Here is a 23,682-nt window from a genome sequence, read left to right as displayed (position 1 = left end):
GGCTCAGTATTTGATGCAATAGATAAGCGCGATGTTCACCGGACGCGACTCGGTACCACCGGATGGATCGACGGTGATGGTGTGCGCGTGTGCACCATCGTAGGAAACCCCGATGGTGTGGGAGTGATCCGGTGCCGCATTGATATTCAGTCCGTGGGTATGGTCGCCGGCCGGATTCGTGTACTGGGTGCCATAAGCCACGTTCCCCCCACCAAAATTGCCCACGTCAAGGTTGGTGTAGCCCATCGTCAAGCCATGCTGGTGAGCGCCGTTGGACGTCGTGCTACCGGTATGCCCATGTCCCCCGCCTGGAAAGGTCGCACTGCCGGGGTGGTTGTGTGACCCGGCAGCCGCCGAGGATGCTGTATGGGCATGCCAAGCGTTTTGACTGTCTTGGCGTGAACCGAGTGTTCGACCAGGGTCCAAGGCCGCCCCCTCATCCAAGCCACGGATGAACCGACCACGCAGGTCGGGCAAATGGAAGGTGGTAGAGCCGTCCCCGGCGCCGTAGGAGGTGCCGATCTGCTGAAAGAGCCGAGCAAAGACTGTTCGTGATACCGCCGCGCCGTTGGCTTTTAGGTAGCCCTTTGGGGTGACCGCCATGACAAAGGCAAAGATGGCCCCCGCCGGCACGATCTCATCAGGATCAAAGTTTCCGGTGTGGAATGCCTCACGGGTATGTGTCCAGACTCCATCGCTATTGACAGAACGTAGTAACAAACGGGGCTCGGGGGTGCCCTGTTGGAACCCAATTTGGCCGGCATACCCGGCGTTGCCGTAAGGCACATTGATCAGCCCCACATGTGGCGCAAAACTCGTTGGACCTTCTGCGCAGTAGTGAAAGCCGCCCGGAAGACCAATCGTATCGATGCTTGAGTACGGTGCAGTGTTTGCCCCCAGCCCGTAGTCACCTACTTTGATCGCATCGGTGATGCCGTAGCCATCCAAGGTCCTGGGCTTTCCGCTGGTGATCTTTGACCAATCCAGATTCGGAATATCATTCTGTGTCTGCTGCTCGCTGCCGATCACCAAGCCTTGGGCATTGATCACGACTTTGGCATAGCTGCCGGCTACAACTCCGGTGTTAGCCAGGGTCAGTGCAATGTCGGCATTCGCGGTGCCGTCGAACATGACCGCCCCGGTGGCGGCGCCGCTGACCGATAGCTGACGGGCCGTTTCCAGCTGCTTGGCCTTGCCGGCTGGGGTGGTGCCGTTGATCAGCTTATCAACGGCTTGTTGGATGACTTTGCGAACTGTGGCGACGGCCTTGGTCGTCGCGAGAATGACGCTGCTGTCGGTGCTGTCGTCGTCACTGAGCGCGTTGGGCAAGTTGCCCAGCCCCACATCACCCTTAGTCGTCGCCCTGGCGCGCAGCAACGAATAGTCGCCATTGCGTGCGGCAAAGTGCTGAATCAACGGGCCATTGATAGGTTCGACAGTCCGGCGGTCCGTGATGCTCGCCGCCGTCAGGTCCGCCAGGGCCACGCGGTAGGCCCACACGCCGTTGGTGTCCACCTGGTCGGTCAGGTCGGGCTCAAACACCACTTTCCAGGCGGCGACCACGTCGTTCAATTCGCGCCGCAATGCAACCTGGAGCCACGCTTGTGTGGGCATGTTGGTTGGGACGACCACCAGGGCGCTGGCCAGCTCAATGCGGATGCCTTCGACATACGCCACGCCCGGTTTGAGTTGGAACGCGGTTCCCACCTTTTCAAGCTGAAACGCGTTCCCCAAAAAGCAGGCACGACCAAAAATGTCGCGATTGCTCAAGCGCTCGCGCTCGTCGATCCCTTTCAAACGCACGGTGAAGTCATGCTGCCAAGTCTTGGCATCAATGGTGATGCCGGTCAGCGCCTGGGCGCCGTCGAACATCACCAGGATGTTGCGGGTGACGTTGTTGCCCAGCTGCAGCGGCGGGATGTTTTTGCGCTTCTGCTGCAGCGGCATGTAAGCCACGGCCAGCAACACGTTCTCGGCGCTTTCTAGGCCGATCCAATTCCAGTCAAAGTCCCCGACATCGCTGCCCAACATGGCGCTGTACACCACCTGGTTGGGATTCACAAAACCAATGTTCTGCTGGGGGATGGTGTAGCTGTGAACAATTTGCGCCGCTGGTGGCTTCGCTGCAGCGCGGTTAACCGGTGCGTTCGGGTCCAGGCCCGGTACATTGGCAAAAACGAAACGCACGATATCGAGGCGTTGTTGTGAACCCAGTTTCTGGGCGATCAGGCTTTCACCTGCAAGGGTAATGCTGGCTCCCATGGGGGCTCCTACAGGCGGGCGATCAGCGTTTGTTGATCGTCGTTAAAGTCCACCGCGACGATGCGCAGCGATACGGGGGTGATGGTCACAAAGTCGTAACGCCGGCAGGTGCGGCCGTACTGTTGAATCAGTACGCGCATCAGTTCCGGGTTCTGCGACAGCTGGGAGTCGGAAAGACGCAGCAACACCACGTCCCAATCCCGATCGGGCATACGCTCGTCAATCTCGACGTAGCCCACGCCCAGGCGCTGCAAAATGCGCTTGAGGCCCGCCGTGCTGCCGGCGTCTACCGCATTGATAAAGGCGAACTTGACCCGCAGGCGGTACAGACTTTCTGGCTCGTCCTTGAAGCGGCTGATGTCCCGCTGCCAAGCCAGCAGATCGAGGACGGTCAGGTGGCAGGTGTCGGCGTCCATCTGCAGCAATGGCCATTGCAACCAGCCTTCAACTGTCTCCCACCAGGACTGGCTGGCCGCTTTCAACTTGGTCAGCTGCGGACCGTCCAGCCAGAACGGCAACTTGAGCTTGATCATGGCAACACCACCTGCAGGCTGCTGATCCGAGGAATCGTCAGCTCTGACACGATGTCGGTATTGTCGAAGTGCAGTGAGTCGATGCCGGCAAACTGCTGGTGGAGTTCTTCACCCAGACGGCTAAACGAGAATCGCGACTGTGGATAAGTCAGCGTCGGCTGGTAGTCGCCAGTGCCGCTTTCACGGAAAGCTGCACGGATGAACAACGCGACCTCGTCCTGCAGCTTGGCGCGTTGTTCAGTACTCAATACCGAACGTGGCCACAGCGTCAGATGTAGTGCGTGCTGGGTGTGCGGCATCACCATCACCAGCAAATCATCGCCGTGACCATGGTTGCCCTGGTCGCGGATATGCGCGTTGATTTGCTCCAGGTAAGTCGCCGCCGGCACGTCCGCTTCGAACAGCACATACGCATTGGCACTGCCTGGGCCCCGGGGCGCGCCGTGCAGGAAATACACGCCATCAGGCCGCACGCCCGGGAAGGCGGAAATCATGGCGCGATACACCGCGTCGGTGTGCCACTGGTTGACCGCCGAGAACTGGTTGCGCACCCGTAAACGCAGCTGATCGTCGGGCTCAGGATCAGCACCTGGTGCGATCAACCAACCGTCGTCGTTCACCACCTGGACAATGCCAGGGATGGGCACCGGCAAAATTGCGTAGTAACCCGGGGCTAGGTTGTAGCCACTGCCAACGTCTTGCGCCTGCGCCGGGACTTCCAACTGCAGCACACCGTCGGCAAAGGTCACGGCCTGGGTGGTGACCAGTTGGTAAACGTGGCCATTGATGGGCGCGGACTGCACCTGAATGCCGGCCGGCAGCTGCAGCACGCCGCCGGCAATGTCGCGGGTAAACAGCAACATGCCCTGGGCCTTGGTCGCCCCTTTACGCTCGATGTCGACAGCCCAGGCCAGCAGATCGAGCCACTTGTCCCGAGCGGTTTTCACAAAGAAGTTGGGCAGGATCGTGTCACTGAGAAAGCTCAGCAGCCACATCACTGGCTTGGTCACCAGCGCGGTGATCACGCGCCAGAACGGTGAATAGGCGCTGGTGTTGCTCATCTTGCTACCCTGGGCGGCGACTTCCTTTTCCCAGGCCTTGCGCAACCCGTCCTCGGTGATAGGAATGCCGGCGTCGGCCAGCGCCTGTTTAAAATCTATGTCGCTCACAGCGTCACCTCAATGTCGCCGAATTTCAGGGTTTTGGCGGTGACCAGGTACTGGCCCGATTGCACCTGGTTAATCAGCGCGGTGCCCGGCACCAGGCGCTCGTCGGCCTCCACCAGCAGTTCCAGTTGCTGAATGCAGTCGCGCTGACGCAACGTGCTGCGCTCAGCGACCAACGTCACCAGCAGCCCGCTTTCACGGATCATGTGTGCGATGTCCTGGGCGATGCTGGCCCGGTCCTCGATCAGCAGCGGCTGACGGGAGGGGTCCAGCACCAGGTCGTTGTCGATGATCAACAGGTCGATGTACTCGCTCATCCCCCCACCGCCATGGCCAACATGCCTTCCAGCTCCAGTGCGTTCATTTGCTTGCCGGTGTGAATGTTCACAGTCTCCACATGGGTGCCCTTGTTCTGGGTTTGGTTGTTGTTCTGAATGCTGCTCAGCAAGCCGCCCCGGGGCACGGCGTTAGGCCGCGTCGGTGACAGGCTGGCCACCGCCCCGTTGATGCGTTGCTGGCTTTGCTCGGCCTTCTCGGTCGGTGCTGGAGCCAGGACCAAGGCCGGCGGCTGTCGCGGTGGCTCCGGGACCTTGAGCTGCGGCCCGATCGGCACTGGTGTCTGCAACGGCGGCGCGGCCACCAGGGCCGGCGCTGTACGCGGTGACGGCGCAACAGTCAGGGGTTGTGCGATCGGCGCCAGCGGCTGTGTCTGGGGCGCCATGGTGTTCAACATCGGCATGACCGGCGCCGCAGCCTGCGGTGTGGCCGCCATCACCAAGGGCGGCGCCTGGACCGGTGGTTGGGGTGGGTTCACCAGCTGCGGCAGCAATGGCCCGTCGACCTGCGGGGCAGTGATGTTGGGCAGCTCCGGCGCCGCCGGCATGTCGCCAAAGGCGGCGTCAATCTGCACACCGGGGATTTTGTTCAGCATCTCGATCAAGCCATTGATGGCCTGTTTAAAGATATTGACGATGCCGTCCCACGCCGCACGGGCCATGCCCGACCAGCCGCCCATCGAGTTGAACCAGTCCGACAGCGCCGTCAGTTGCGCGCTGACCCACTGGAACGCCTCGCTGTTGAGCAGTGCACTGGTCCACTCGTCCCAGTAGACGATCGCCGCCGCCACCGCCGCGACCAGGGCAACAATGCCAATGACGACCCACAGCACGGGGTTGGCCAACAGTGCAGCGTTGACCAACCAGATCGCGCCTTGCCACAGCAGCATGGCGCCCTTGGCCAAGGCCATCCATGTGTACATCAGCACCAGGCCGGCGACGAACGCCACCACCATGACGGTGTGATAAAGGAACATGGCGATACTGCGATAGCCGCTCCAGGTTAGGACGTTCCACACCACGACCAGGCCCAGCCAGACCATTTTTGACACCCCCACGGTTAACGTGAGCAATGACAGGGCGGCCACAATGCCAAACACCGTCAAGGTGGCGATGCCGATTACGCGGGTGATGTTCGGGAACAACTGGCTCCAGCGGGTCAGTGTGCTGGCAATGGCGACCAGTCGATCCATCAGCGGCGCCAGGATCGGGATCAACGACTGGCCGAAGGCAATACGCAACGCCTGCACAGCGGCGCCGAACTGCTGCCACGGGTCCACCATATCCTTGGCCATGCGCTCGGCATTCTCCAGCCCGCGCACATTACCCAGCTGTTCCATGCCGTTGCGCAGCCGGTCGGTGTCCTTGGCCAGTGCGCCGATCACCTGGGCGCCTTCGCCGCCGAAAGCCTCCATCAGTTTGGTGCCCGCTGACGCGCTGGTCAGATCGCCCAGCTTGCCTTGCAGCTTGTCCAGGATCTGCAGCATCGGCAGCACCTTGCCCTCCTGGTCGGTGAACTTGAGCCCCATTTTTTCGGACGCTGCGCCGAGGTTTTCAAAGAACGCCTTGTAGCGTCCGCCGGCGTCGCCGCCTTCCATGGTGCTGCTGAGTGAACCGATCACGGCGAACTGCTCGGCGATGTCCACGCCGCCGGCGGTGGCGATCGCCCCGACTTCCTTGAACGCATCTTTCAGCTGGGCGCCATCGGTGCGAAACAGCTGGACCGCCAGCGCCGTCTGGCCGGCCATCTTTTCCACCCACTCGGTTTTGCCCATGGCGTCGGCCTGCCCCTTGAACAGGTTGTACATGGTGCCGACGTATTGCCCCATGGTTTCGGCATCGGACCGAGTGGCCTTGGCCAGCACATCCGACGCATTGGTGAACAGGGCCAACTGGTTGCCCATCAGCCCTTTAATGGCACCTTCGATGGTGGTCGCCGAGGCGACAAAATCCCGGGCGTTCTCGCCGTAGGCCACCGAGAATTCCAGGGATTTGAGATTCAGCGCATCCAGTGCGTCTTCGGCCACGCCCAGCGAACGAACCTCGCCCAGGGCGCGGTTCATCTCCAGGGCCGGTTCCAGTGATTTAGTGATGGCCACGCCAGCGCCCAGCATCCCGCCCAGCCCAAGACCCATCGTCTTGATGTTCTTTTCGCTCTGTTCAGCCAGGTCGGAAAAGCCCACTTTCACCTTGCCCAAGGGCGCGGTGACCTTGTCGGTCAGGCTCAAAATAAAGGCCAGGCGGGCGCTGCGGTCAGCCATCTGTGTTTATCCGTTCAGTGCGTAGGCGATGCCGTTGGCCACGGAGATTTCAAACCGCCGCCAATATTCGTCTTCCAGCCATTTGGCCGTGCCCATCACCTCGGTGGTGGGTTCGGCGCCTGGTAGCCAGCGGCTGGCCAGGGCCACCAACTGGCCCAGGCCGTTTTCGGTCAGTCGTTCGGCGTGAGCAAGGGCTTTTTTACGGTGATTTCAACGTCGGGGCCGTACTCTTCCAACAGGGCGCCGGCCAGTTGCATGACCAACACCGGGTTGCCCAACTGGGTCTTGAGGGCGGCGCGTTGTTCTTGTTTCACGGTGGTCACCAACAGGTTGTTGGCCGGCGAAACCTTGTTGTTCTGGGTGACGGCGTTGAAGTACTTGGTCACGTCCTGCGGGGTCAGCTCAAAGGTGAATTCCTTGTCGCCAACTTCCAGGGTGATATCGCGTTTATCGGTCATGGGTGTTGCTCCGTTCAGGTTTTAAAAGTGGGTTGAATCAGCGCAGGCAAACCCGGCGCACGTGGTCTTGCAGGCCCAGAATCATTTGCCGACTGAGGGCGAGTTGATTTCTGAGGGTGAAATAATCCGGTCGAGCGTCTGTTGCGAGTTCGGCGGTTCCTGCATCAGCCAGGCCGCTGGTGCCGGTCTTGCCGGGTGCTGGGGCGCTGCAGGTGGCCTTGACTGGCAACCGCTTATGGCCAGCATCAACATCGCGGCGCAGGCCGTCGTTTTCAGTGCGGACATCGTTCAGTTCCTGGGTATGTTGAAGGTCGATAGCGTCACGGGCTGCAAGCATCTCGCCGCTGATACGGGCCGCTTCGCGTAGGCCGGTCGCTTCGGATAAGGCGCTGTCGCGCTCGCGGCGGGCGGTATCGCGCTGACCTTCCAGGAGGTCGAAGCCAAACCAGGCCACCAAGCACAGCACCACCGGAAACCAGGCGTCACGCAGCATCACAAGCCCTCCCGGCACAGGTCCGCTTCGGCCAGACGCCGCGCATGCAAACCTCGGACAAATTCCTTTTTGCCTTGGGCGTTGGTGACAAAGGCCCAGACCGGGGTTTTCCCATCAGCGGCCCAGGCCAATGCCTGACAGCCGTCCGCGATGCGACCGGCGTTGATCAGGCCCACCGCACGACTGGCGCAGGTGCTGGGCACACCGACGTTGTGCGAATGGCTGCTCAGGGCGTCGAACGTGTTCTGGCCCACCTGTTGATTGGTGATGCAGTCAGCGAGCTGCAATTGCCCTTTCTGAATCACCAGTTGCTCGACCTGGTCGCATCGAGCGGCGGACCAGTAGTCACCAACCACGACGGGGAACGGGCTGGTGTGACGGGTGATGCCCAAACAAACAGTCGGTAGCCCACGGGCCAACTTGTCCGCATAGACGACGTTCTGGCCCTGACCTTCCCAGGTGCCCAGGAACGCCACCAGCGAAGCGCTAGCCAGCGCAATGACGCCGGCTTGGATCTTTCCTCGCAGGCTCATGGGAACCACACCCGCAGCAGAGCCGGCACGATCATTTGCAGCGCGGAGCCGACCAACGTCAGGATGGTCAGCAGCCGGCCCACCTTGGAGCCGATCACGTTCACCGCCACGGTCAGCGCTCGTTGGCCGATGTTGAGTTCCGAGAGCTGGCCCGCCATGTGTTCGAACTGCTGTTCCAGCTTGGTCACACGTGTAGGGACAGTTCCGTGGCGCTCCTCGATGTCACCTAAACGGTGCTCGATCACCGCGACTTTTCGCTCAAGCCATCCAAGGCGTGCAGCGTCGGTCAACGGTTCGATAGGCTGTTGATCGCTCATCGGCGGTTACTCCGCTCGGTAATGGATTGGCACGGTGTGCAGCGCAAAATCCCGCCCTGGGCGCGGCGTAGCTCAGGGATTGGCTTTTCACAGTCCAGGCAGTGGATGCGACTCGGCCCTAACGGGCGCGGTCGTGCCCGTTGCGCTTTGATCGCGTGTTCACGCTCCCGCTGTTCCAGCGCCGAGGCCTGTTCAAACCAATCCGTCATCAGCTCAGGCCCTCGATTTCGCTGGCATCCAGGTACGGCACGCCGTTGATGCGGATAAAGTCCGGACTGGTGACGTCGAACGGCACCTTGTGCTTGGTCTTTTCGCCGCCCTTGGGGTCGATGCTGAGCAAGCTGGATACCTTCAACTTGCAGCCGAAGGCCTCAATGCGCAGTTCTTCATCACCGGCCTTGGCAAAAAACACCGAGTCGAAGGGTTCTAGCTTGCGAAAGCTGCCGGCTGTGCGCGCCGCTTCGATCAGCAGATTGAAGTTGGTCGAATCCAGCTCCAGTTCACCAGCCGCCGCCACGTCGCCGTCAACGTAGCCATCAGGCACGCCCCGGGTTTGTGCGGTGGCGCTGTTGTCGGTGATGTCCAGGGTGCAGCTTTCGACGTGAATCAGCAGGTCGCCCAGGTTCACGTCGAAGTTTTTGCCGCCAATACGTGACATGCAGGGTTACTCCGAATCGTCGTTGGAAAGGTCCAGGGCGATGTTCGCCGTGAGGTCTTTCGGGCAGTTGTGGGGCTTGAGCTTTATGTACGCCTCGACGGCGGTTTTGCTCTTCCAGACCAGGACGATGTCGCCGTCCTTGGGTGACTCGATTTCGCCCGGGAACACCTCGCCGGCGAACTTCACCGACTTGGCCATACGGCGCAGTGGCGCCATCAGCGCGTTGATGTTCACGGCCATGCTGTTGGGGGTGTTGTTCAAGCGGCGATCGGCCACGCGGCGGATCAGCAGTGGACGCACCAGGCGCGCCGCCTTGTCCGCAAGACGCAGGTATTCGATCACCTGGTAATCACTGGCCGGGGTGTCCAGCAGGTTGCCGTCGCCCCAGTACACGCCCGGGTAATCGGGGTAGGTCTGCGAGACGGACAGGCGCGCCTTATCCAGCTCGGCGCGGATCGAGGACGGCAGCGGGATACTGTCCTTGTCCACAGGCACGCTGCCCAGGCCAAGAACGGCACCGGTGGCCACGCGCATCGGACTGTCGGCAATGCTCACGGCGGCGTTGGCCAGGCGACCGGCCAACACGCCCAGGTCATTGCCGTGCAACTGCGGAACAGCCAGCACGCGGGGTGCTGCCAGGTCGGCGGTGATTGCCTTCTGGTCCAGCAGGTATTCCGCCCAGGTCTGCAGCGGCGTAGGACTGGCTGTCGCCGCCATGACGAACACCCGGCGCCCGTAGACGTTGCTCAACGACACGGCAGCGTCGTGCATGGCGGACAGCTCGTCACCTTTGACCACGGGCTGGGTGATCACTACCGCTTCAACGGAGAAGCCTTGCTGCTGGGATTTTTCCAGCGCTGTCTGCCAGTCGCCTTCCGCGCCGATCGGCGCCGCTACGCACGCCCAGCGATCACCGCCGTTCAGGCGCGCTGCAGTGATCTGGGTTTTCAGGTCACTGACCCCAACGCCCAGGGCTGCGTCCAGATCGCTGTCAGTGTTGAGCGTGATCAGTTTGCCGATGTTTTTCGGGCTGGTTTTCGGACCAGGTCCGATGAACAGGAAATAGCGTTCGATCTCAGTCACGGCGCCTTGGCCCAGATTGAGATTGTTAACGCTGACTTTGCCAAGTGCCATGCTGTGCCTCGTTAGCGGGGTGAATTTAGGATTTGTTGAAAGACCTGGTTAATCAGCTCACGGGTTTCGCTCCCGGTTTCAACGCCGAGGAACTGTCGTTTTGGGAGGGTGATGTCCCAGCTTTGCGCGCCTGATGTCTCGGTTTTCTCATCGTTCAAAATGCGGATCAGCAGACCGGCCTTGGCGTAGTTCACGTGTTCTTGAATCCACGCCACCGACGGCCTGGTCAGCGTCTTTTTGCCCTTCTGCCGGGTACGGAATCCCAACCGGCGCAGGCGCTTGGCTTGCTTATCGGTGCAGGCGATACCTGGCGGGACTTTGTTCCAGCGCTTCATCTGCGCGGCGGTGCGGCGCTCGCTGACGCCGTTGTGTTGCTGTGAGGCGACCCAACGAGTCAGTGCGTTTTTCCAGCCCAGTTCCGCTTCGTCCGCACTGACTCGCGTGACCTGCAGCAGCTTGGCCAGGCCGGCTTCCATCTTCTTTTTGCCCTTGGCCGAACCCTTGCGTTCGGCGAAGGGCGAGCCGTCCAGGTTCTTTTGCTCACGTACCCGCTTGCGGCTCATGGTCCGCACGCGCTTGGTGACGTTGTTCAGCAGTCGCCGGCGCAACTGGGGCCGCAGCTCAAGCAACGCCAACTGTGCGTCGACGTTGAGCAAACCCCGGATATCGAGGGCAAGCGGACTAGCGGCCACCGCGGCCCACCTCGCCCTGCTCGGCTACCCACAGATCGAACGGCACGAACGCCCAGGTCTTGCCGAACGCCTCGATTTCGCCGGCAGGATCTTCGGCCAGGTACTGCGGCTCGACGAATTCCAGCGTGATGTCCACGTCGGCCAGGTCGCTGTCCAACATCTCGACGTCGAACAGTGGCGCCGGCAATTCGTGCCGATCGCGGTCAGGGTCGTGGTTCTCCAGCCAACTGCCGACGAGCGCCATCAGTCGCGCCGGATGATCGGCGAAGCGCTCCAGCATGATCGCGGCGCGGTAACGCATGTTGGCCATGTGCATACCGCCCACATCGGGCTTCCACACCAGTTCCAGCGTGACCTGTTCGGTCCAGCTATCCAGTTGCTCGGCGGCTACCAGTTGGCGTTCCAACAGATAGGTGGTCAGTGCTTGCAGCTTGATCACAGCAACTGCGCCGTGATGCGGCCACGACCTTGCAGCGAGCGCACAGCCTGTTGGCTGAATGCCAGAAAGGTTTCCGCACGCTCGGGCGCCTCCTTACCGGTGTTTTCTGCCAGTTCGCGGCGGGTGATCGTGGCGAACTGAGTCAACAGGCTGGCCTTGGCCCGGCAATACACGGCGCGCTTGTACGTCGCTGTGTGAAATGTGCGCTCGGGCAGCACCATAGGGTCGGCAGATTTCACGCTGGTGATGCCAGCGGCCTGCCATTTGCCTTTGCACTTGGCCAGGTCGCGATTGACCTCGACCATCGCCGTGGTCAGATCAGTGACCAGCAACTCCACCAGGTACTCCGCCGGCAGGCGGTAGCCCTTCTGGAACTCGCTCACGGAGAGGTCCGGCCAAAAGCCGTCGTTCTCGATCTGCTGTTCCACAAAGGTGGTGGGTTTCCCGGAAAAGGTCATTGCTGGTCACTCAAATAGGGCGGGGAGCCTGTTTTCAGTGGGACGGTCCATAAATGGGCGGCTCACTTCCACAGGTCCCCGCTGGGGGGGGGTAGTCGGTTATTCGGTGGCCGGGGTAGCGGCCGCTTGTTTTTCCAAGGCCCTGCGGACCTCTTTGATGCGTGTGTTGTTACCGGCCTGGGCGTACAGCTCGGTCGAGCGCTCCAAGTGTTTAAGGGCGACTTCCCATTGCTTCGCCTCCATCGCGCGCATGCCGATCAACTTGTGGTACTTGCTGGGGATCTGCTCCGTCAGGTTCCATTCGCCATCAACAAGCGGCAGCAGGTCAGACAGGTAAGGCTCCGGGCTGCGTTTGGCGGTGTATTCGGCGTAGGCCCATTCACACACGGCGTCGGCAACAAAGGTCTGGATATCCCGGCGCTTAAATCGCTCCGGCATTTCCTGGCCCTGCTCGATCAGGAAATCCGCCAGTTCCAGGGCGTCATCGAACTGGGCTGTATCGAACAGCCAGATCAACACCTGCACCGCAACACGATTGGGGAAATTCAGCCCCGATTCGCAGTAGCGCTGGACGTATTCCTGGTACTTGGGCAGCAGCTCTTCCCGCTTGAGCGCCTGACGTCCAGCCAGGCCGTTAATGGCGCTGATACGCTCCAAGTCCTGGTCCAACGCCGCTTCCTGCAACAGCAAGTGCTTGCGCGCATTGGCAGGGCTGCTCAGGGCCTCGGCCGGGGAGTACGGAAGCGCTGCGGCAGATGCCGCCGCCACTACCGCCGCACCACCCAGCGCCAAGGTTCTGCGCTTGTGCGCGAGGGCCAGGCTCACGCTACAAGCTCCACGTTTTCGGTCATGGCGAACTTTTCCAACTGCTCGATCACGTAGCCTTCGTTGCGGCTGTTGTAATCCTCGACGCGGGAGCGTTTCGGGTTGTCGATGGTCTGTTTGCGCCAGCTGGAGTCCTGGTAGTAGATCGACAGGTTGTCGAAGCTGGTAACCACCACGCCGTTGACCGGGAAGAAAGGCACGCTGAACGCCGGCAGACCGCCGTAGGTCGCGATTACTTGGGCATCTTCGATACGCTCTTTCTCGGTCGGCACGTCGCCTTGCTTGGCGTACAGCTTCGCTTTGTCAGCAGCCAGGAGGTCGGTGCCAATGATCGCGATCAGATCGCCCCCATCACGCAGGCGCTCGTCCACCAATTGCTTGGTGTCATGCACCAGGGCATCAAGGTTCGCGTAGTCGCCACCGGCGCCAAGCATTACCTTGCCGGCGGTTTTGCCTTCACTCAGTACCTGGTGCGGGATCTGCTCGCGGGCCTGTTGCAGCCAGCCCTTGTTCACGTCCTGCAGCATTGGGTACTTGGTGATGTCGGTCTGCGTGGCAGCATGGGTGCCGTGGAAACCCACCATGATGCGATCCAGGGCGATCTGCTTCTGTACTGCAGCCGAATAGCGCTGATGGAAGTCCGGGAACTTGGCCCAGGCGTCGATCTTGGCGTATGGCATGCCCACGTCGGATTCGGTAGACGACAGTTCGTAGGTCGTCTGATCCAGCGCCGAAGCGTCCTTGGCTTCGCGGTCGGTGGTCTTGGTGTTGGTGCGGCCAGTGACTGGCCCCGACACGCCGATGAAGACTTTCTGGCCCTTGATCTCGCTGACCGGAATAACGTTGATCCGCTCCAGGAAGTCGGACTTCGCGGTGATTGCGTCATTCAGTTCCTGGGCAATGGTCGGATCGACGCTAAAGTGCTTGCTGGCCAGCTCCACGCCATAGCTTTCGGCGATGGCCAGTTGCAGTTCGGCGTACATTTTGGCGCCGTAGGCGCTCAGTGAATGGGCCATGTCAGAGCACCCGCTTCTTGCCAGGGGCTACTGGGCCGCTGTTGCGTGGCAGATGGCGACCGGCCGAGGTGTTTTGCAGCGCGCTGAATTGCTGCTCCAGCTTTTTCAGGCTGGCCAAAACGGCCTTGTTCGACGCTCCACCCTTGCGGCGGAATTCGCGCTCTTCCTCGGCGGTGGTAACGATGTCGTCCACGGCCGTACTGACATCATCAATCAGTTCTTGGTCCGGTTCGGGGGCATCTGCGGCGGCAGGCTCAATGACGGCTTGAAGGCCGGCAGCGACAACCAGCAGCTGCGCCACCAGGGCTGTCAAAGCCGTTGCTGTAGCTTCATCCATTGGGGGTTTACTCTCTGTTTGGGGTGGAGTGGTTTCGGTAGGCAGCACATCAGCGGCGAGACGCTTGAAAAAGCCTGTCAGGGCGTTGATCAGTCCGGTTTCAGTGGTGTTTGGGCTGTCGTCCTGCAGGCGGCCAAGTTCGACCGAAGCGGCGTAGTAGGAAGCGCGGGTGTTCTGGTGGGAGAAGTAGAGTTCCTGAGTGCCGACGCTGGCGGGCTGGTCGGTAACGCCCATGCCGGTCAGGTAGGCTTTGCCCTTGCCACGGAAGTCCGGGGTGATCTCAATACTGGTGAACAGCTTCTGGCCCTGGTCATTCAGGTACAACAAGCGGTCGTTCGGCTTCAATTGCGCCTCCAGCGCCACTTCACCCGGTTCCAGGTCTTCGGCTTCTTCCACCAGGCGCACGGCGTAGACGGTGCCGTGGGAACCTGGCCAGCGCTCGTGATCGCACCAGATCACAGCCGTGTAAAAGGACGGCTTGTAGGTTTCAGCGATGTCGCGCAGTTCCTGGGGAAGGATCACGCGCCCATCAACGGTGGCTCCGCTGGTGGCGACACGTTTCCAGAACGAAACAAGGGAACGGGGCATGGGTTTAACTGCGCTCAATCGCTGAATGAGCCGCCACGATAGGGAGCCGCAAAGCCTCAAACAAACGGTTCAAATGCGCGTTTCTCCTATATTCGCGATATAGGTGAAACACGGAATTTAACCGCGCGTTTCCAACGTTTTCGCCGCATAGACTGCGGCCCATGTACTACTCAACCGAAGTTAAAGAAGCCGCCAAACGCCTGTTTCTGCGCCGCTGTAAGGCCAAGGAAATTCAGGCGCAGCTCAACCTGCCCAACATCCGCATCGTCTATTACTGGATTCGCCAGGGCGGGTGGGAAGACATGCTGTCGGACGAAGAGCCGCTGACCGCCGTCGGCCGGCGAATCACCCTGCTCCTGGACAAAGCCAGCAGTCTGACCAAGGACGAACTGAACGAGCTGGACCGGCTAACCACCGTGCGCGAGCGCCTGTTAAAACAAGCGGTCAAACCAGCGCCGGCGCCGATCGGAGAATCCGCCAGCGAGCCCCAAGAACGCCGCCAGGGCACGCGTGGGGAACGTTCGGGTCGTGGGGATAGCGGAGGCAAGAAACGCGAAAAGAAAGCGAAGAACGACATCAGCGAGCTGACCGAAGTCGACTTCCTGGATAAGTTCATCAGCAAGATGTACCGCTATCAGCAGGAGCTGTTCGCGGCGAAGCAAAACCCGCTGACGTGCCGAATCCGCAACATCCTGAAAAGCCGCCAAGTGGGCCTGACGTACTACTTCGCCGGCGAAGCGTTCATGGATGCGGTATTGACTGGCGACAACCAGGTGTTCCTGTCGGCCAGTCGCTCGCAGTCGGAAATTTTCCGCAGCTACATCATTCAATTTGCCAAGCAGTGGTTCGACATCGAGCTGACGGGCAACCCCATCACACTGAGCAACGGCGCCGAGCTGCGCTTCCTCAGCACCAACAGCAGCACCGCTCAGGGCTACCATGGCCACGTCTACGTCGATGAGTATTTTTGGATTCGCGACTTCGAAAAACTCAGCACCGTGGCCAGCGCGATGGGCACCCACAAGAAGTGGCGAAAAACCTACTTCTCGACACCCAGCGCAGTGTCCCACCAGGCGTACCCGTTTTGGTCGGGGGAGGAATTCCGCAACAGCAAACGGGGCAAGAAGATCGGTGGCACCTGGCCCACCGAGGCGTCCTACACACAAGGCGCGCTGTGCCCCGATGGCCAATGGCGCAAGACCATCACCCTGGACGACGCCATCGCCGGCGGCTGCGATCTGTTCGATCTGGAACAGCTGCAGCTGGAGTACGACGAAGACAAATTCCAACAGCTGTTCTACTGCAAGTTCATCGACAGCAGCCAGAGCGCGTTCGGGCTCAAGGATCTGGAGCGCTGCTACTCCGACCTGTCGTTGTGGGAGGACTACAACCCGGAGCTGGATCGGCCCTTCGGCAACAGCCCCGTGTGGCTTGGTTACGATCCGAGCCGTACCCGCGACGACGCCACGTGCGTGGTGGTCGCCCCGCCACTGGAACCTGGGGCGAAATTCCGCATCCTGGAAAAGCACAGCTGGCGGGGGCACTCGTTCACCTTCCAAGCCGCCCAGGTCAAAAAACTTACCGAGCGTTTCAACGTGCAACACATCGGCATCGACATCACCGGTGTGGGCTATGGCGTGTTCGACCTGGTGCGCGACTTCTATGCGAAGGCCACGCCGATTCATTACAGCCTTGAAACCAAAAACACGCTGGTACTCAAGGCCCAGGACACGATCCAGGGCAGTCGCATCGAGTGGGACGCCGGTTGGACCGACATCGCCCAGGCATTCCTGACCATCAAGCGCGGCACCACCACCAGCGGCCAGGTGACCTACAGCGCTTCGCGCACCGACGCCACCGGCCACGCCGATATCGCCTGGGCGGTTATGCACGCCCTGGCCAATGAGCCCCTAAACCACAACAAGCGGCGCCGCAGCCGCTACGTCACGAGCGGAACCAATGCCCAAGCCACGACACAGAAAGCCCCAAGCCAGCCAGCAGGTACAGCAGCCACAGCCCATGCGGGCGTTCACTTTCGGGGAACCGGAACAGGTGCTGTCCGGCAACATCGGCGAGTACCTGGGGGTATTTCTCAGCGACGACGGCGAGATTTACAAGCCGCCAGTGTCGCGGGCGGGCCTGGCCAAGCTGCTACGCGCCAACGCGCACCACGGCGCCATTCCCAAGTTCAAACGCAACCTGCTGTTGCGTGAATTCATCCCGTCCGAGGGCTGCAGCACGCAGACCATGGGGCGAGCGAGCCTGGATTACATGGTGTTCGGCGAAGCCTATTTCTATCGCGATACCAACGCCTTCGGCGAGGTGTTGGAGATGCAGCACCTGCCCGCCATCAACATGCGGGTGAAGGTGGACGGCGGATTCAGGATGCTGCTGCCAGACAGCAAGTACATGGACTTCGACCAGGACGAAATCGAACACGTTCTGGACTACGACGTGGAACAGAATATCTACGGCGTGCCCGACTACCTGGGCGGTCTGCAGGCGCTGTTGCTCAACGAAGCAGCGACCCTCTTCCGCCGACGCTACTACAGCAACGGCGCGCACGCGGGTTACATCTTCTACACCAACGACCCGGACCTAACCGAGGAAGACGAAGAGAACCTGCGCGCACAGATCAGCGCCAGCAAAGGCGTGGGTAACTTCCGCTCGATGTTCGTCAACATCCCCAACGGCAAGGAAAACGCGATCCAGATCATCCCCGTGGGTGACTTCCAGGCCAAAGACGAGCTGGAGAAGGTGAAGAACATCACCCGCAATGACGTGATTGCGGCCTGGCGCATGAACCCAGCTCTTGCCGGGATCATTCCCGAGAACAGTGGCGGATTTGGGGACATTGAAAAGATCGATCGGGTGTACACCAGCAACGAGATCAGACCGATTTGTCAGCTATTTACTCAGCTCAACGACACCCTAAGACAAGACAGGCGATTCAACTGGAAAAGACAAACAGATGCAGTTGATAACGCTGCATAAGCTTCTTAGCTAAGAGATTACCACTACATATTATGGCAACATGGTGGCAATTGAATGCCCTGGGGAGGGACACAATGCGAGTTGAATGCAAGTGCGGACACAGAGGACGGATCGCTTCACGAGAAAAGTTTTCCGTGGATTTCGTGAAGTTGTACTGCCAGTGCCTCGACGCAAAGTGCGGGCATACCTGGGTTGCGGAATTGACGTTTTCGCACACGCTGAGCCCGTCGGCTCAGTCGTTCGAAAGGATGTTGCTTGATCGATTGAAGGAGATGCCCAGGGCGAAACAGCGAGAGCTGTTTGAGCAGCTTGGGACACAGGCGGTGGCGTGAAACGCAAACCGCCGGCTCAACGCCGGCGATCGGTTGCATCGTATGAGTCTTCTGAGGCTCAACGACGAAGGGAAATCAGCGACTGGCTGTCTCTTCTGGATTGGTGGCCAGAACCTCGGAAAGCCGTCGGAGTTGAAGTTGCTCCTGTTCACTCAACCGTCGGTAAAGACCGACAAGGCGGCGTTCAAATTTGGTCAGTCCAAGCCATTCGGACTCGGTTAATCCAACGCAGGCGCGCTCGTTGTTCGTGCGATCCAACATGCTTACTACTCCATAAAGTGCATTGCTGAATCGACGTTTTGGGGGGTGGGTGATGGCTTTAGAACGGACAGATGGCGAATGCCCAACATGCATTGTTACAAGTTAATTCGATCCTTTGGCAGCATCGTCGGCCATGGCTTTGAGAAAGCGACGAATTGCTTTTTGATCATCACCCGAAATGCTCCTGAACTGATTTATCAATTCCTCTTCGGCCGCTGTAAACAGCTGACCAAGTGGTGTGGAACGACGGCCAGTCAGTATGAAAGCCGCGTCAGCGCCGTGTTCTTCAAGCGCGGCAACATAACGAAGGTCGAGCGAATTCGCTCCCAGCTCATAGTTCTTTTGTGTCCCCCGACTGACTCCTAGAAGCACTCCAAACTCTGTTTGATTCAGCCCTAAGCGCTCGCGCTCTTCCCTCAGGCGTTCACCTACTCGATCCGCTATGAGCATTTTTTTAGTCACCGACATTGACTTGATCATTTTTTTGACCAAGAATCACCACAGACAAACACAAGTAAACACAACCGAACAGAGTGCGCACTATGCCCGCCACCGTTACACCCGAGCAAGCCCGAGAGGCGTTGGATCGCAAAGGTATGAGTATTGCGGAGTTCAGCCGAAAGCACGGACTGAACAAAAATTTAGTCAGCGACCTGTTGAACGGTCGGATCAAAGGTCGCCGTGGGGAGGCACATCGCGCCGCCGTACTGCTCAACATCAAAGACGGCGTTATCGAACAGTAACGGCACTGACCAACAGGGAACAGTAGAAGATGAAAAGCCCCGTTCTAGAGACGCGCAAGGAAGCGATGCGCGAGATCATTCGCAGCTACCCCGATGGACGTAAAGGTGCAGCAGCTCGGCTAGACATGAAGGTCAAAAAGTTCGACAACCACGCCTATGAAAGCGCGGGCTGCAGTCCGCTGAGTGATGCTCAGGTTTACATGCTGGAACAATCCAGCGGCACCAACCACTTTCCGAATTATGTAGCGCAAATGTATGGCGGATTGTTTGTACCGGTCGCCGACCCCGAAACGCTGGATAACGTCGAGCTGTATGCTCGATCAGTTCAGGTTTCAGCGAAGCGCGGTTGCGTTGACCAAGCGATTGCCCAGGCATTGGAAGATGGCTCAATCAACTCAGAGGAAGCCGAAATCATCCTCAACGCTCACAACCTCCACATGGCCGCACGACACGCCGAAGTGCTGGCAGCCATCGACCTGTACCGCGCCAAACCGGGGAATGGCCAATGAACAATCTGCCCGCAGTACAGGAATATCAGGACATGCTCAAAGCCGCGGCTCTCGTGTTCCTTGAGCGGCACCGGTGCGAACACCTGGGTGACGATCAGCAATTGTTCGACCGCACAGTGCAGTACCTGGTTGCCGATTACGACGTACTGACTCAGACCGCCGAAAAGTTGGTGCATCTGGCCAGTAGCGAACTGTCAGCGGTGAGCAATCGGCAGCGGTTGGACATTGTCAGCAGCACGTCCACGCACACCATCATCATCGACACAGCTACCGGCAACGCCTGGGCAATCCCGGTCAGTCTGATCTACGAACGTATTCTCATCGCACCGGACAACGGGCGCTTCCGCGTCACCGCTTCGTAATACCACCCAATAAATCGCCTGTCCCACCGCCGTGGGTTTGGGTGAGCTACGCCCGAAATTGAGGTTTGAAGATGAAAACCGCCATGAACATCAACGCAAAACTGACGCCCGTCGAGGCTCAAGCGCTCTTGGCGAACCTGCGCGAGCAATACCGTCTCAGCCTCAATGAACTTTGGTACGCAGACCAGTACCGCCTGATTCCCGATGGCTTACGCCATGGATCGATCCTAGCCAACAGCCCTGTGATGGCCGCTCAGAAGCATCTGATCGGCGCCCTCACCCTCAGCCTCAAAGCAGTGAAATAACCATGAGAGACGATCTCCGTCACGACGTACTGCAGCGCATCGAATCTGAATTCGGCCTGAAGCACCGCGAGCCCACCAAATACATGCGCGGTGGCACCTGCCCCAAGTGCAACAAGAAAGAGCTGTACACACGTTTCGATAGCCCGTGGCAGCTGATTTGTGGCCGTCAGGAAAAATGCGGCCACACGGTGCATGTAAAAGAGATCTACGACGATCTGTTTGAGGACTGGAGCAAGCGAGTACCAGCAACGGAGAACGCACCCACAGCGACGGCTCGAGCATATTTGGAGTTCAGTCGCGGCTTCCGCATGGATCTCATTTCTGGGTGGTTTACCCAGGACACCTACTACTCCACACAACATGAAGCGGGTAGTGCGACGGTACGGTTCGCATTGGAGAAAGGCGGCTACTGGGAAAGGCTGATCGATAAGCCAGCACGCTTCGGAAAAATGAAGGCCCGTTTTCAGCCCGGAGAATCATACAAAGGCGTGTGGTGGTGTCCGCCCTGCGTCGACGTGCTCGATGCGAAGGAAATCTGGGTTGTCGAAGGGATCTTCGATGCCATCGCTCTGGTACATCACAACATTTCCGCCGTGTCTGCCATGTCCTCTAATGCGTTCCCTTCAGACTCATTACAGGCCCTTGTAGCGGCACGGCCCGGGAATTTGCCGAAGCTGGTGTGGGCACTGGACAATGAACCAGGTGCACACACTTACATCAAACGCTGGGTCCGTATGGCCCGTGAGCTGGGTTTCACCTGCGAAGCAGCCCAGATCCCTCAGCGCGACAAGAAGAAAGTCGATTGGAACGATCTTCACCAGCGTTGGCAGTTCCTGGACGAAGGCGAGAAGCGAGATAGCCAAGTCGACAAAGATCTCACCATTGCACGCCACCACGGTGCCCTGCTGATCGCTGAGAGCGCCACGGAAAAGGCGCTGGTGATGTTCGACTGGAAGCGCCGCAGCGAATTCCACCTGGAGTTCGGCAACCGCCTGTACTGGTTCAAGCTCGATCTGGAGAAATACAACAAGGCGATCCAGGAGCTGGAAGACAGCGAACACCACGACGATCAGCAACTGAACAATAAGCAGATGCGGGCCAAGGCCATGCAACAGTGCGGCGCACTACAGCGTATCGCCACCTGTAATCCGAAGGCTCTGTACTACCAGGAAAACAAACTTACCGACGAGTCCTGGTACTACTTCCGGATTACGTTTGCCCACGATGCGGCCCCGATCAAGAACACCTTCACCAGCTCGCAAATCGCCTCATCTGCAGAGTTCAAGAAGCGTCTGCTCGGTATCGCCCCGGGCGGAATGTTCACCGGCACCACCCAGCAACTCGACGCCTTCATTGAGGAACAGACCGACGCCCTCAAGACCGTTCAGACGATCGACTTCACCGGGTATACCCGTGAGCACGGCGCCTATGTCTATGGCGACGTGGCGGTTCGCGACGGCAAAGTGTTCAAGCTGAACGAAGAAGACTTCTTCGATATGGATCGGCTGAGCATCAAGACTCTCAGCCAGTCCGTAACCCTGAACCTGAACACCGACCTAGAAATGTTTGATACCGAATGGCTGGATCTAATCTGGCAATGCTTCGGCGCTAAAGGCCTTGTGGCCCTTGCCTTCTGGTTCGGAGCACTTTTTGCCGAGCAGATCCGCCAGCACCAGAAGAGTTACTCCTTCATGGAGATTATCGGGGAGCCAGGCGCAGGCAAGTCAACGCTCATCGAGTTCCTGTGGAAGCTGTACGGTCGCATCGATTATGAGGGCTTCGATCCTACGAAGGGCACCCCTGTGGCTCGTGCCCGGAACTTTGCCCAGGTGGCGAATCTACCCGTAGTGCTAATCGAGTCGGAGCGTGAAAAGACCGACGGCGGAGCGACCAAACAGTATGACTGGGACGAACTCAAAACCGCCTACAACGGCCGTAGCGTCCGCTCCACCGGTGTGAAGAACAACGGTAACGATACTCGGGAGCCCCCATTTCGTGCTGCGTTCGTCTTCGGCCAGAACCATCCGGTGAATGCTTCCGAGCCAATCTTGCAGCGCATCGTGCACATCGCCATGACGAAGGATGGCCACACGCCGCAGACAAAGTTGTTGGTGGAAAAGCTGGAGCGTATGCGGGTCGACCGCGTGAGTGGATTCCTGCTCAAGGCCACCATGAAAGAAAACGTGGTGATGCAAACCGTGCGCGAAAAGGTGCCCGTATACGAACAGCAGCTGCTGGCCCTGCCAGAGATCCGCACCGTCCGGATTGCGACTAATCATGCCCAGTTGCATGCCCTGGTCGACGCCCTAGTGCACGTCGTCCCGCTGAAAAAGCACCAGGTGGAAGCAGCCCATGCCGAGATCCAAAGCATGGCCAAGGATCGCCAGCTGGCCATCAATGCTGATCACCCGATCGTTGTCGAGTTCTGGGAGCTGTACGAGTACCTGAACAGCGCGGCAGGTGGCCTGAACCACTCCCGCAATGACGGCCTGATCGCGGTAAACCTCAATGACTTCGCCAAAGAGGCGGCAGAGAAGCGGCAGAAAGTGCCGGATCTGACTGAACTCAAACGCCACCTGAAAACCAGCAAATGCCCGAAATTCGTGGAGACGAACAGGAACGTGTGTTCGTCCTGGGACGTTGACGCTGCCAATAAACCAAAAACAGTGCGGTGCTGGATTTTCCAGGCTGCCTGATATCACCGAGGGAGGAAGCGCAGATGCAAGTTCAAGTGTTTATAGGCAACGCTGGCGACGGCCAGACCAGCAAGCTGCAGGAGATCCAAGACCGGCTGATCGCGACGGGGCAAAACACCCTAATCATTCAAGCCGGAGCATATGGCGAAGACGGGTTACTGCAGATTTTGGAAGTTCGAGCTGCAGGTGGTCAGCGAGAGATCCTGGTGGACGACTGCAGCCGCTTGCAGGTTCTGAAAGTTTTGGAGTGGCGGTCAAGCGCTGAGGATGACCCGAATTTTGACGACCTGATTATTCACCTGGCACGCCAGGACTAACCGGATTTGAAGAGCGGTGACGAGGAGTTGGCCCTCCCCGACACCAACCACTACTGAGGAGCATCACCATGCAAGCACAGCACCAAAGCAGCAGCGATGTGAAGGCTACCACACCGGCACGACACCTGGTGGCCACCGCCATTATTGGCGCCGCGATGATCGGCTATCAGGTACATAAAACGCCTGATGACCGTATACGACTTGAGAGCCTGACCACCATGGCGCAGAACCTTGGGGAGCTGAGTGCAACTGACCTAGCCGTGGTTGCTCGGCTGCTAGCTAAGCACCCGGCGGAGCGACCGAACTTCGCGTGCCGCCAAGTCTGAATGAAGGGATCTGAATCATGAAGTACATTACACAACAAGCTTTAGAAAACGCTGGGGGCCGCCGTGAGTAAGCTGGATCGTTTCATGCGGGAGAAGGAAGTATTGGGCGTTACCTCCTTCTCCCGAACCACACTCTGGCGCGAGATCAAACGGGGGAATTTTCCCAAGTCGGTGGTGATTTCGGCCGGCCGGGTTGGTTGGCGAGAATCAGCGATCGAGGCCTGGCAGAACAATCCCGCAAACTGGCAGACCAGTGCCAAAACCGAAGCCGCGTAAGCGGCTTCATCTATTTGTGCCATATCAACTGCAGCTACTATGTAGGCCTTCTCGGT

Annotated in this window: 31 protein-coding genes; 11 read left to right on the top strand and 20 right to left on the bottom strand. The window is 59.4% G+C overall.

Annotated features, from left to right (window positions below):
* Positions 1 to 3: 3 nt before the first annotated feature.
* The 18 genes from POF45_RS23365 to POF45_RS23275 form a co-directional block, all read right to left on the bottom strand.
* Positions 4 to 2,262 (bottom strand): phage tail-collar fiber domain-containing protein, encoded by a 2,259-nt coding sequence (locus tag POF45_RS23365; RefSeq protein ID WP_282316886.1) that lies wholly within the window; start codon positions 2,260 to 2,262, stop codon positions 4 to 6.
* Positions 2,263 to 2,270: 8 nt separating this feature from the next.
* Positions 2,271 to 2,795, bottom strand: a complete 525-nt coding sequence (locus POF45_RS23360) for a phage tail protein (protein ID WP_282316885.1) — start codon at positions 2,793 to 2,795, stop codon at positions 2,271 to 2,273.
* Positions 2,792 to 3,964 carry a baseplate J/gp47 family protein gene (locus POF45_RS23355; protein ID WP_282316884.1) on the bottom strand — a complete coding sequence of 391 codons (1,173 nt, stop codon included), beginning with the start codon at positions 3,962 to 3,964 and terminating at the stop codon, positions 2,792 to 2,794. The genes POF45_RS23360 and POF45_RS23355 overlap by 4 nt, the downstream gene beginning before the upstream one ends.
* A complete protein-coding gene (locus tag POF45_RS23350) occupies positions 3,961 to 4,278 on the bottom strand; it encodes a DUF2590 family protein (RefSeq protein ID WP_282316883.1) in 318 nt (105 codons plus the stop codon). The genes POF45_RS23355 and POF45_RS23350 overlap by 4 nt, the downstream gene beginning before the upstream one ends.
* Positions 4,275 to 6,557 (bottom strand): phage tail tape measure protein, encoded by a 2,283-nt coding sequence (locus tag POF45_RS23345; protein ID WP_282316882.1) that lies wholly within the window; start codon positions 6,555 to 6,557, stop codon positions 4,275 to 4,277. Before POF45_RS23345 ends, POF45_RS23350 begins: the two co-directional genes overlap by 4 nt.
* Positions 6,558 to 6,563: 6 nt before the next feature.
* Positions 6,564 to 6,707, bottom strand: coding sequence for a DUF6890 family protein (locus POF45_RS23340; protein ID WP_431978616.1), 144 nt, complete (start codon positions 6,705 to 6,707; stop codon positions 6,564 to 6,566).
* Between the two features lie 20 nt (positions 6,708 to 6,727).
* Complete coding sequence (locus tag POF45_RS23335; protein ID WP_282316881.1) at positions 6,728 to 7,015, bottom strand: putative phage tail assembly chaperone; 288 nt, start codon at positions 7,013 to 7,015, stop codon at positions 6,728 to 6,730.
* Between the two features lie 37 nt (positions 7,016 to 7,052).
* Entirely contained in the window at positions 7,053 to 7,508 is a 456-nt protein-coding gene (locus POF45_RS23330; RefSeq protein WP_282316880.1) for a lysis protein, read from the bottom strand.
* On the bottom strand, positions 7,508 to 8,041 hold the full coding sequence (locus POF45_RS23325; RefSeq protein WP_282316879.1) for a lysozyme: 534 nt from the start codon (positions 8,039 to 8,041) through the stop codon (positions 7,508 to 7,510). Before POF45_RS23325 ends, POF45_RS23330 begins: the two co-directional genes overlap by 1 nt.
* Positions 8,038 to 8,358, bottom strand: a complete 321-nt coding sequence (locus tag POF45_RS23320; RefSeq protein ID WP_282316878.1) for a hypothetical protein — start codon at positions 8,356 to 8,358, stop codon at positions 8,038 to 8,040. Before POF45_RS23320 ends, POF45_RS23325 begins: the two co-directional genes overlap by 4 nt.
* 208 nt (positions 8,359 to 8,566) lie before the next feature.
* The gene (locus tag POF45_RS23310; RefSeq protein ID WP_282316876.1) at positions 8,567 to 9,016 is read right to left on the bottom strand and encodes a DUF2597 family protein; all 450 of its coding nucleotides are present in this window, start codon (positions 9,014 to 9,016) and stop codon (positions 8,567 to 8,569) included.
* Between the two features lie 6 nt (positions 9,017 to 9,022).
* Positions 9,023 to 10,150 (bottom strand): DUF2586 domain-containing protein, encoded by a 1,128-nt coding sequence (locus POF45_RS23305; RefSeq protein ID WP_282316875.1) that lies wholly within the window; start codon positions 10,148 to 10,150, stop codon positions 9,023 to 9,025.
* A gap of 11 nt (positions 10,151 to 10,161) precedes the next feature.
* Positions 10,162 to 10,842 (bottom strand): virion morphogenesis protein, encoded by a 681-nt coding sequence (locus POF45_RS23300; RefSeq protein ID WP_282316874.1) that lies wholly within the window; start codon positions 10,840 to 10,842, stop codon positions 10,162 to 10,164.
* Complete coding sequence (locus POF45_RS23295) at positions 10,832 to 11,281, bottom strand: phage tail protein (protein WP_282316873.1); 450 nt, start codon at positions 11,279 to 11,281, stop codon at positions 10,832 to 10,834. Before POF45_RS23295 ends, POF45_RS23300 begins: the two co-directional genes overlap by 11 nt.
* Positions 11,278 to 11,739, bottom strand: a complete 462-nt coding sequence (locus tag POF45_RS23290; protein WP_282316872.1) for a head completion/stabilization protein — start codon at positions 11,737 to 11,739, stop codon at positions 11,278 to 11,280. The genes POF45_RS23295 and POF45_RS23290 overlap by 4 nt, the downstream gene beginning before the upstream one ends.
* A 99-nt stretch (positions 11,740 to 11,838) precedes the next feature.
* Entirely contained in the window at positions 11,839 to 12,564 is a 726-nt protein-coding gene (gpM, locus tag POF45_RS23285) for a phage terminase small subunit (protein WP_282316871.1), read from the bottom strand.
* Entirely contained in the window at positions 12,561 to 13,580 is a 1,020-nt protein-coding gene (locus tag POF45_RS23280; protein WP_282316870.1) for a phage major capsid protein, P2 family, read from the bottom strand. The genes gpM and POF45_RS23280 overlap by 4 nt, the downstream gene beginning before the upstream one ends.
* A gap of 1 nt (position 13,581) precedes the next feature.
* On the bottom strand, positions 13,582 to 14,505 hold the full coding sequence (locus POF45_RS23275) for a GPO family capsid scaffolding protein (protein ID WP_282316869.1): 924 nt from the start codon (positions 14,503 to 14,505) through the stop codon (positions 13,582 to 13,584).
* A 161-nt stretch (positions 14,506 to 14,666) separates the two neighbouring features.
* On the opposite strand from POF45_RS23275, the gene POF45_RS23270 reads away from it, so the two are divergent.
* The 3 genes from POF45_RS23270 (at position 14,667) to POF45_RS23260 (ending at position 17,831) form a co-directional block, all read left to right on the top strand.
* Positions 14,667 to 16,718, top strand: coding sequence for a terminase large subunit domain-containing protein (locus POF45_RS23270; protein ID WP_282316868.1), 2,052 nt, complete (start codon positions 14,667 to 14,669; stop codon positions 16,716 to 16,718).
* A complete protein-coding gene (locus POF45_RS23265) occupies positions 16,630 to 17,499 on the top strand; it encodes a phage portal protein (protein WP_282317459.1) in 870 nt (289 codons plus the stop codon). Before POF45_RS23270 ends, POF45_RS23265 begins: the two co-directional genes overlap by 89 nt.
* Before the next feature lie 74 nt (positions 17,500 to 17,573).
* A complete protein-coding gene (locus tag POF45_RS23260) occupies positions 17,574 to 17,831 on the top strand; it encodes an ogr/Delta-like zinc finger family protein (protein WP_282316867.1) in 258 nt (85 codons plus the stop codon).
* A gap of 75 nt (positions 17,832 to 17,906) precedes the next feature.
* On the opposite strand, the gene POF45_RS23255 is transcribed toward POF45_RS23260, so the two are convergent.
* Together POF45_RS23255 and POF45_RS23250 are read right to left on the bottom strand one after the other, a co-directional pair.
* The gene (locus POF45_RS23255) at positions 17,907 to 18,092 is read right to left on the bottom strand and encodes a hypothetical protein (RefSeq protein ID WP_282316866.1); all 186 of its coding nucleotides are present in this window, start codon (positions 18,090 to 18,092) and stop codon (positions 17,907 to 17,909) included.
* 102 nt (positions 18,093 to 18,194) lie between these two features.
* A complete protein-coding gene (locus POF45_RS23250) occupies positions 18,195 to 18,542 on the bottom strand; it encodes a helix-turn-helix domain-containing protein (protein ID WP_282317458.1) in 348 nt (115 codons plus the stop codon).
* Positions 18,543 to 18,634: 92 nt separating this feature from the next.
* On the opposite strand from POF45_RS23250, the gene POF45_RS23245 reads away from it, so the two are divergent.
* The 8 genes from POF45_RS23245 to POF45_RS23210 all read left to right on the top strand — a co-directional run bounded on the left by POF45_RS23245 (position 18,635) and on the right by POF45_RS23210 (position 23,626).
* Positions 18,635 to 18,835, top strand: a complete 201-nt coding sequence (locus POF45_RS23245) for a DNA-binding protein (RefSeq protein WP_054593146.1) — start codon at positions 18,635 to 18,637, stop codon at positions 18,833 to 18,835.
* A gap of 29 nt (positions 18,836 to 18,864) precedes the next feature.
* The gene (locus POF45_RS23240; RefSeq protein ID WP_282316865.1) at positions 18,865 to 19,344 is read left to right on the top strand and encodes a YmfL family putative regulatory protein; all 480 of its coding nucleotides are present in this window, start codon (positions 18,865 to 18,867) and stop codon (positions 19,342 to 19,344) included.
* Positions 19,341 to 19,706 (top strand): hypothetical protein, encoded by a 366-nt coding sequence (locus POF45_RS23235; protein ID WP_282316864.1) that lies wholly within the window; start codon positions 19,341 to 19,343, stop codon positions 19,704 to 19,706. Before POF45_RS23240 ends, POF45_RS23235 begins: the two co-directional genes overlap by 4 nt.
* A gap of 71 nt (positions 19,707 to 19,777) precedes the next feature.
* The gene (locus tag POF45_RS23230; RefSeq protein ID WP_282316863.1) at positions 19,778 to 20,011 is read left to right on the top strand and encodes a hypothetical protein; all 234 of its coding nucleotides are present in this window, start codon (positions 19,778 to 19,780) and stop codon (positions 20,009 to 20,011) included.
* Positions 20,012 to 20,013: 2 nt separating this feature from the next.
* Positions 20,014 to 22,707, top strand: coding sequence for a toprim domain-containing protein (locus tag POF45_RS23225; protein WP_282316862.1), 2,694 nt, complete (start codon positions 20,014 to 20,016; stop codon positions 22,705 to 22,707).
* Positions 22,708 to 22,730: 23 nt separating this feature from the next.
* Entirely contained in the window at positions 22,731 to 23,024 is a 294-nt protein-coding gene (locus tag POF45_RS23220) for a hypothetical protein (RefSeq protein WP_282316861.1), read from the top strand.
* Positions 23,025 to 23,092: 68 nt separating this feature from the next.
* The gene (locus POF45_RS23215) at positions 23,093 to 23,350 is read left to right on the top strand and encodes a hypothetical protein (RefSeq protein ID WP_282316860.1); all 258 of its coding nucleotides are present in this window, start codon (positions 23,093 to 23,095) and stop codon (positions 23,348 to 23,350) included.
* A 63-nt stretch (positions 23,351 to 23,413) separates the two neighbouring features.
* The gene (locus POF45_RS23210; RefSeq protein WP_282316859.1) at positions 23,414 to 23,626 is read left to right on the top strand and encodes a helix-turn-helix transcriptional regulator; all 213 of its coding nucleotides are present in this window, start codon (positions 23,414 to 23,416) and stop codon (positions 23,624 to 23,626) included.
* Positions 23,627 to 23,682 lie beyond the last annotated feature (56 nt).

The organism is Pseudomonas fungipugnans, from assembly GCF_029955235.1.
GTDB lineage: Bacteria > Pseudomonadota > Gammaproteobacteria > Pseudomonadales > Pseudomonadaceae > Aquipseudomonas > Aquipseudomonas fungipugnans.
Note: the sequence above shows the minus strand (reverse complement) of the source record. Positions and strands in the feature narration are given on the sequence as shown.

What these genes read in the sequence shown, in the direction of transcription:
- POF45_RS23290 (WP_282316872.1), bottom strand. Translation starts at nt 11,739, where the DNA reads ATGACCTTTTCCGGGAAACCCACCACCTTTGTGGAACAGCAGATCGAG.
- POF45_RS23330 (WP_282316880.1), bottom strand. Translation starts at nt 7,508, where the DNA reads ATGCTGCGTGACGCCTGGTTTCCGGTGGTGCTGTGCTTGGTGGCCTGG.
- POF45_RS23250 (WP_282317458.1), bottom strand. Translation starts at nt 18,542, where the DNA reads ATGCTCATAGCGGATCGAGTAGGTGAACGCCTGAGGGAAGAGCGCGAG.
- POF45_RS23230 (WP_282316863.1), top strand. Translation starts at nt 19,778, where the DNA reads ATGAAAACCGCCATGAACATCAACGCAAAACTGACGCCCGTCGAGGCT.
- POF45_RS23350 (WP_282316883.1), bottom strand. Translation starts at nt 4,278, where the DNA reads ATGAGCGAGTACATCGACCTGTTGATCATCGACAACGACCTGGTGCTG.
- POF45_RS23320 (WP_282316878.1), bottom strand. Translation starts at nt 8,358, where the DNA reads ATGAGCGATCAACAGCCTATCGAACCGTTGACCGACGCTGCACGCCTT.
- POF45_RS23325 (WP_282316879.1), bottom strand. Translation starts at nt 8,041, where the DNA reads ATGAGCCTGCGAGGAAAGATCCAAGCCGGCGTCATTGCGCTGGCTAGC.
- POF45_RS23360 (WP_282316885.1), bottom strand. Translation starts at nt 2,795, where the DNA reads ATGATCAAGCTCAAGTTGCCGTTCTGGCTGGACGGTCCGCAGCTGACC.
- POF45_RS23225 (WP_282316862.1), top strand. Translation starts at nt 20,014, where the DNA reads ATGAGAGACGATCTCCGTCACGACGTACTGCAGCGCATCGAATCTGAA.
- POF45_RS23310 (WP_282316876.1), bottom strand. Translation starts at nt 9,016, where the DNA reads ATGTCACGTATTGGCGGCAAAAACTTCGACGTGAACCTGGGCGACCTG.
- POF45_RS23365 (WP_282316886.1), bottom strand. Translation starts at nt 2,262, where the DNA reads ATGGGAGCCAGCATTACCCTTGCAGGTGAAAGCCTGATCGCCCAGAAA.
- POF45_RS23275 (WP_282316869.1), bottom strand. Translation starts at nt 14,505, where the DNA reads ATGCCCCGTTCCCTTGTTTCGTTCTGGAAACGTGTCGCCACCAGCGGA.
- POF45_RS23260 (WP_282316867.1), top strand. Translation starts at nt 17,574, where the DNA reads ATGCGAGTTGAATGCAAGTGCGGACACAGAGGACGGATCGCTTCACGA.
- POF45_RS23345 (WP_282316882.1), bottom strand. Translation starts at nt 6,557, where the DNA reads ATGGCTGACCGCAGCGCCCGCCTGGCCTTTATTTTGAGCCTGACCGAC.
- POF45_RS23305 (WP_282316875.1), bottom strand. Translation starts at nt 10,150, where the DNA reads ATGGCACTTGGCAAAGTCAGCGTTAACAATCTCAATCTGGGCCAAGGC.
- POF45_RS23215 (WP_282316860.1), top strand. Translation starts at nt 23,093, where the DNA reads ATGCAAGCACAGCACCAAAGCAGCAGCGATGTGAAGGCTACCACACCG.
- POF45_RS23245 (WP_054593146.1), top strand. Translation starts at nt 18,635, where the DNA reads ATGCCCGCCACCGTTACACCCGAGCAAGCCCGAGAGGCGTTGGATCGC.
- POF45_RS23255 (WP_282316866.1), bottom strand. Translation starts at nt 18,092, where the DNA reads ATGTTGGATCGCACGAACAACGAGCGCGCCTGCGTTGGATTAACCGAG.
- POF45_RS23240 (WP_282316865.1), top strand. Translation starts at nt 18,865, where the DNA reads ATGAAAAGCCCCGTTCTAGAGACGCGCAAGGAAGCGATGCGCGAGATC.
- POF45_RS23335 (WP_282316881.1), bottom strand. Translation starts at nt 7,015, where the DNA reads ATGACCGATAAACGCGATATCACCCTGGAAGTTGGCGACAAGGAATTC.
- POF45_RS23280 (WP_282316870.1), bottom strand. Translation starts at nt 13,580, where the DNA reads ATGGCCCATTCACTGAGCGCCTACGGCGCCAAAATGTACGCCGAACTG.
- POF45_RS23270 (WP_282316868.1), top strand. Translation starts at nt 14,667, where the DNA reads ATGTACTACTCAACCGAAGTTAAAGAAGCCGCCAAACGCCTGTTTCTG.
- POF45_RS23220 (WP_282316861.1), top strand. Translation starts at nt 22,731, where the DNA reads ATGCAAGTTCAAGTGTTTATAGGCAACGCTGGCGACGGCCAGACCAGC.
- POF45_RS23235 (WP_282316864.1), top strand. Translation starts at nt 19,341, where the DNA reads ATGAACAATCTGCCCGCAGTACAGGAATATCAGGACATGCTCAAAGCC.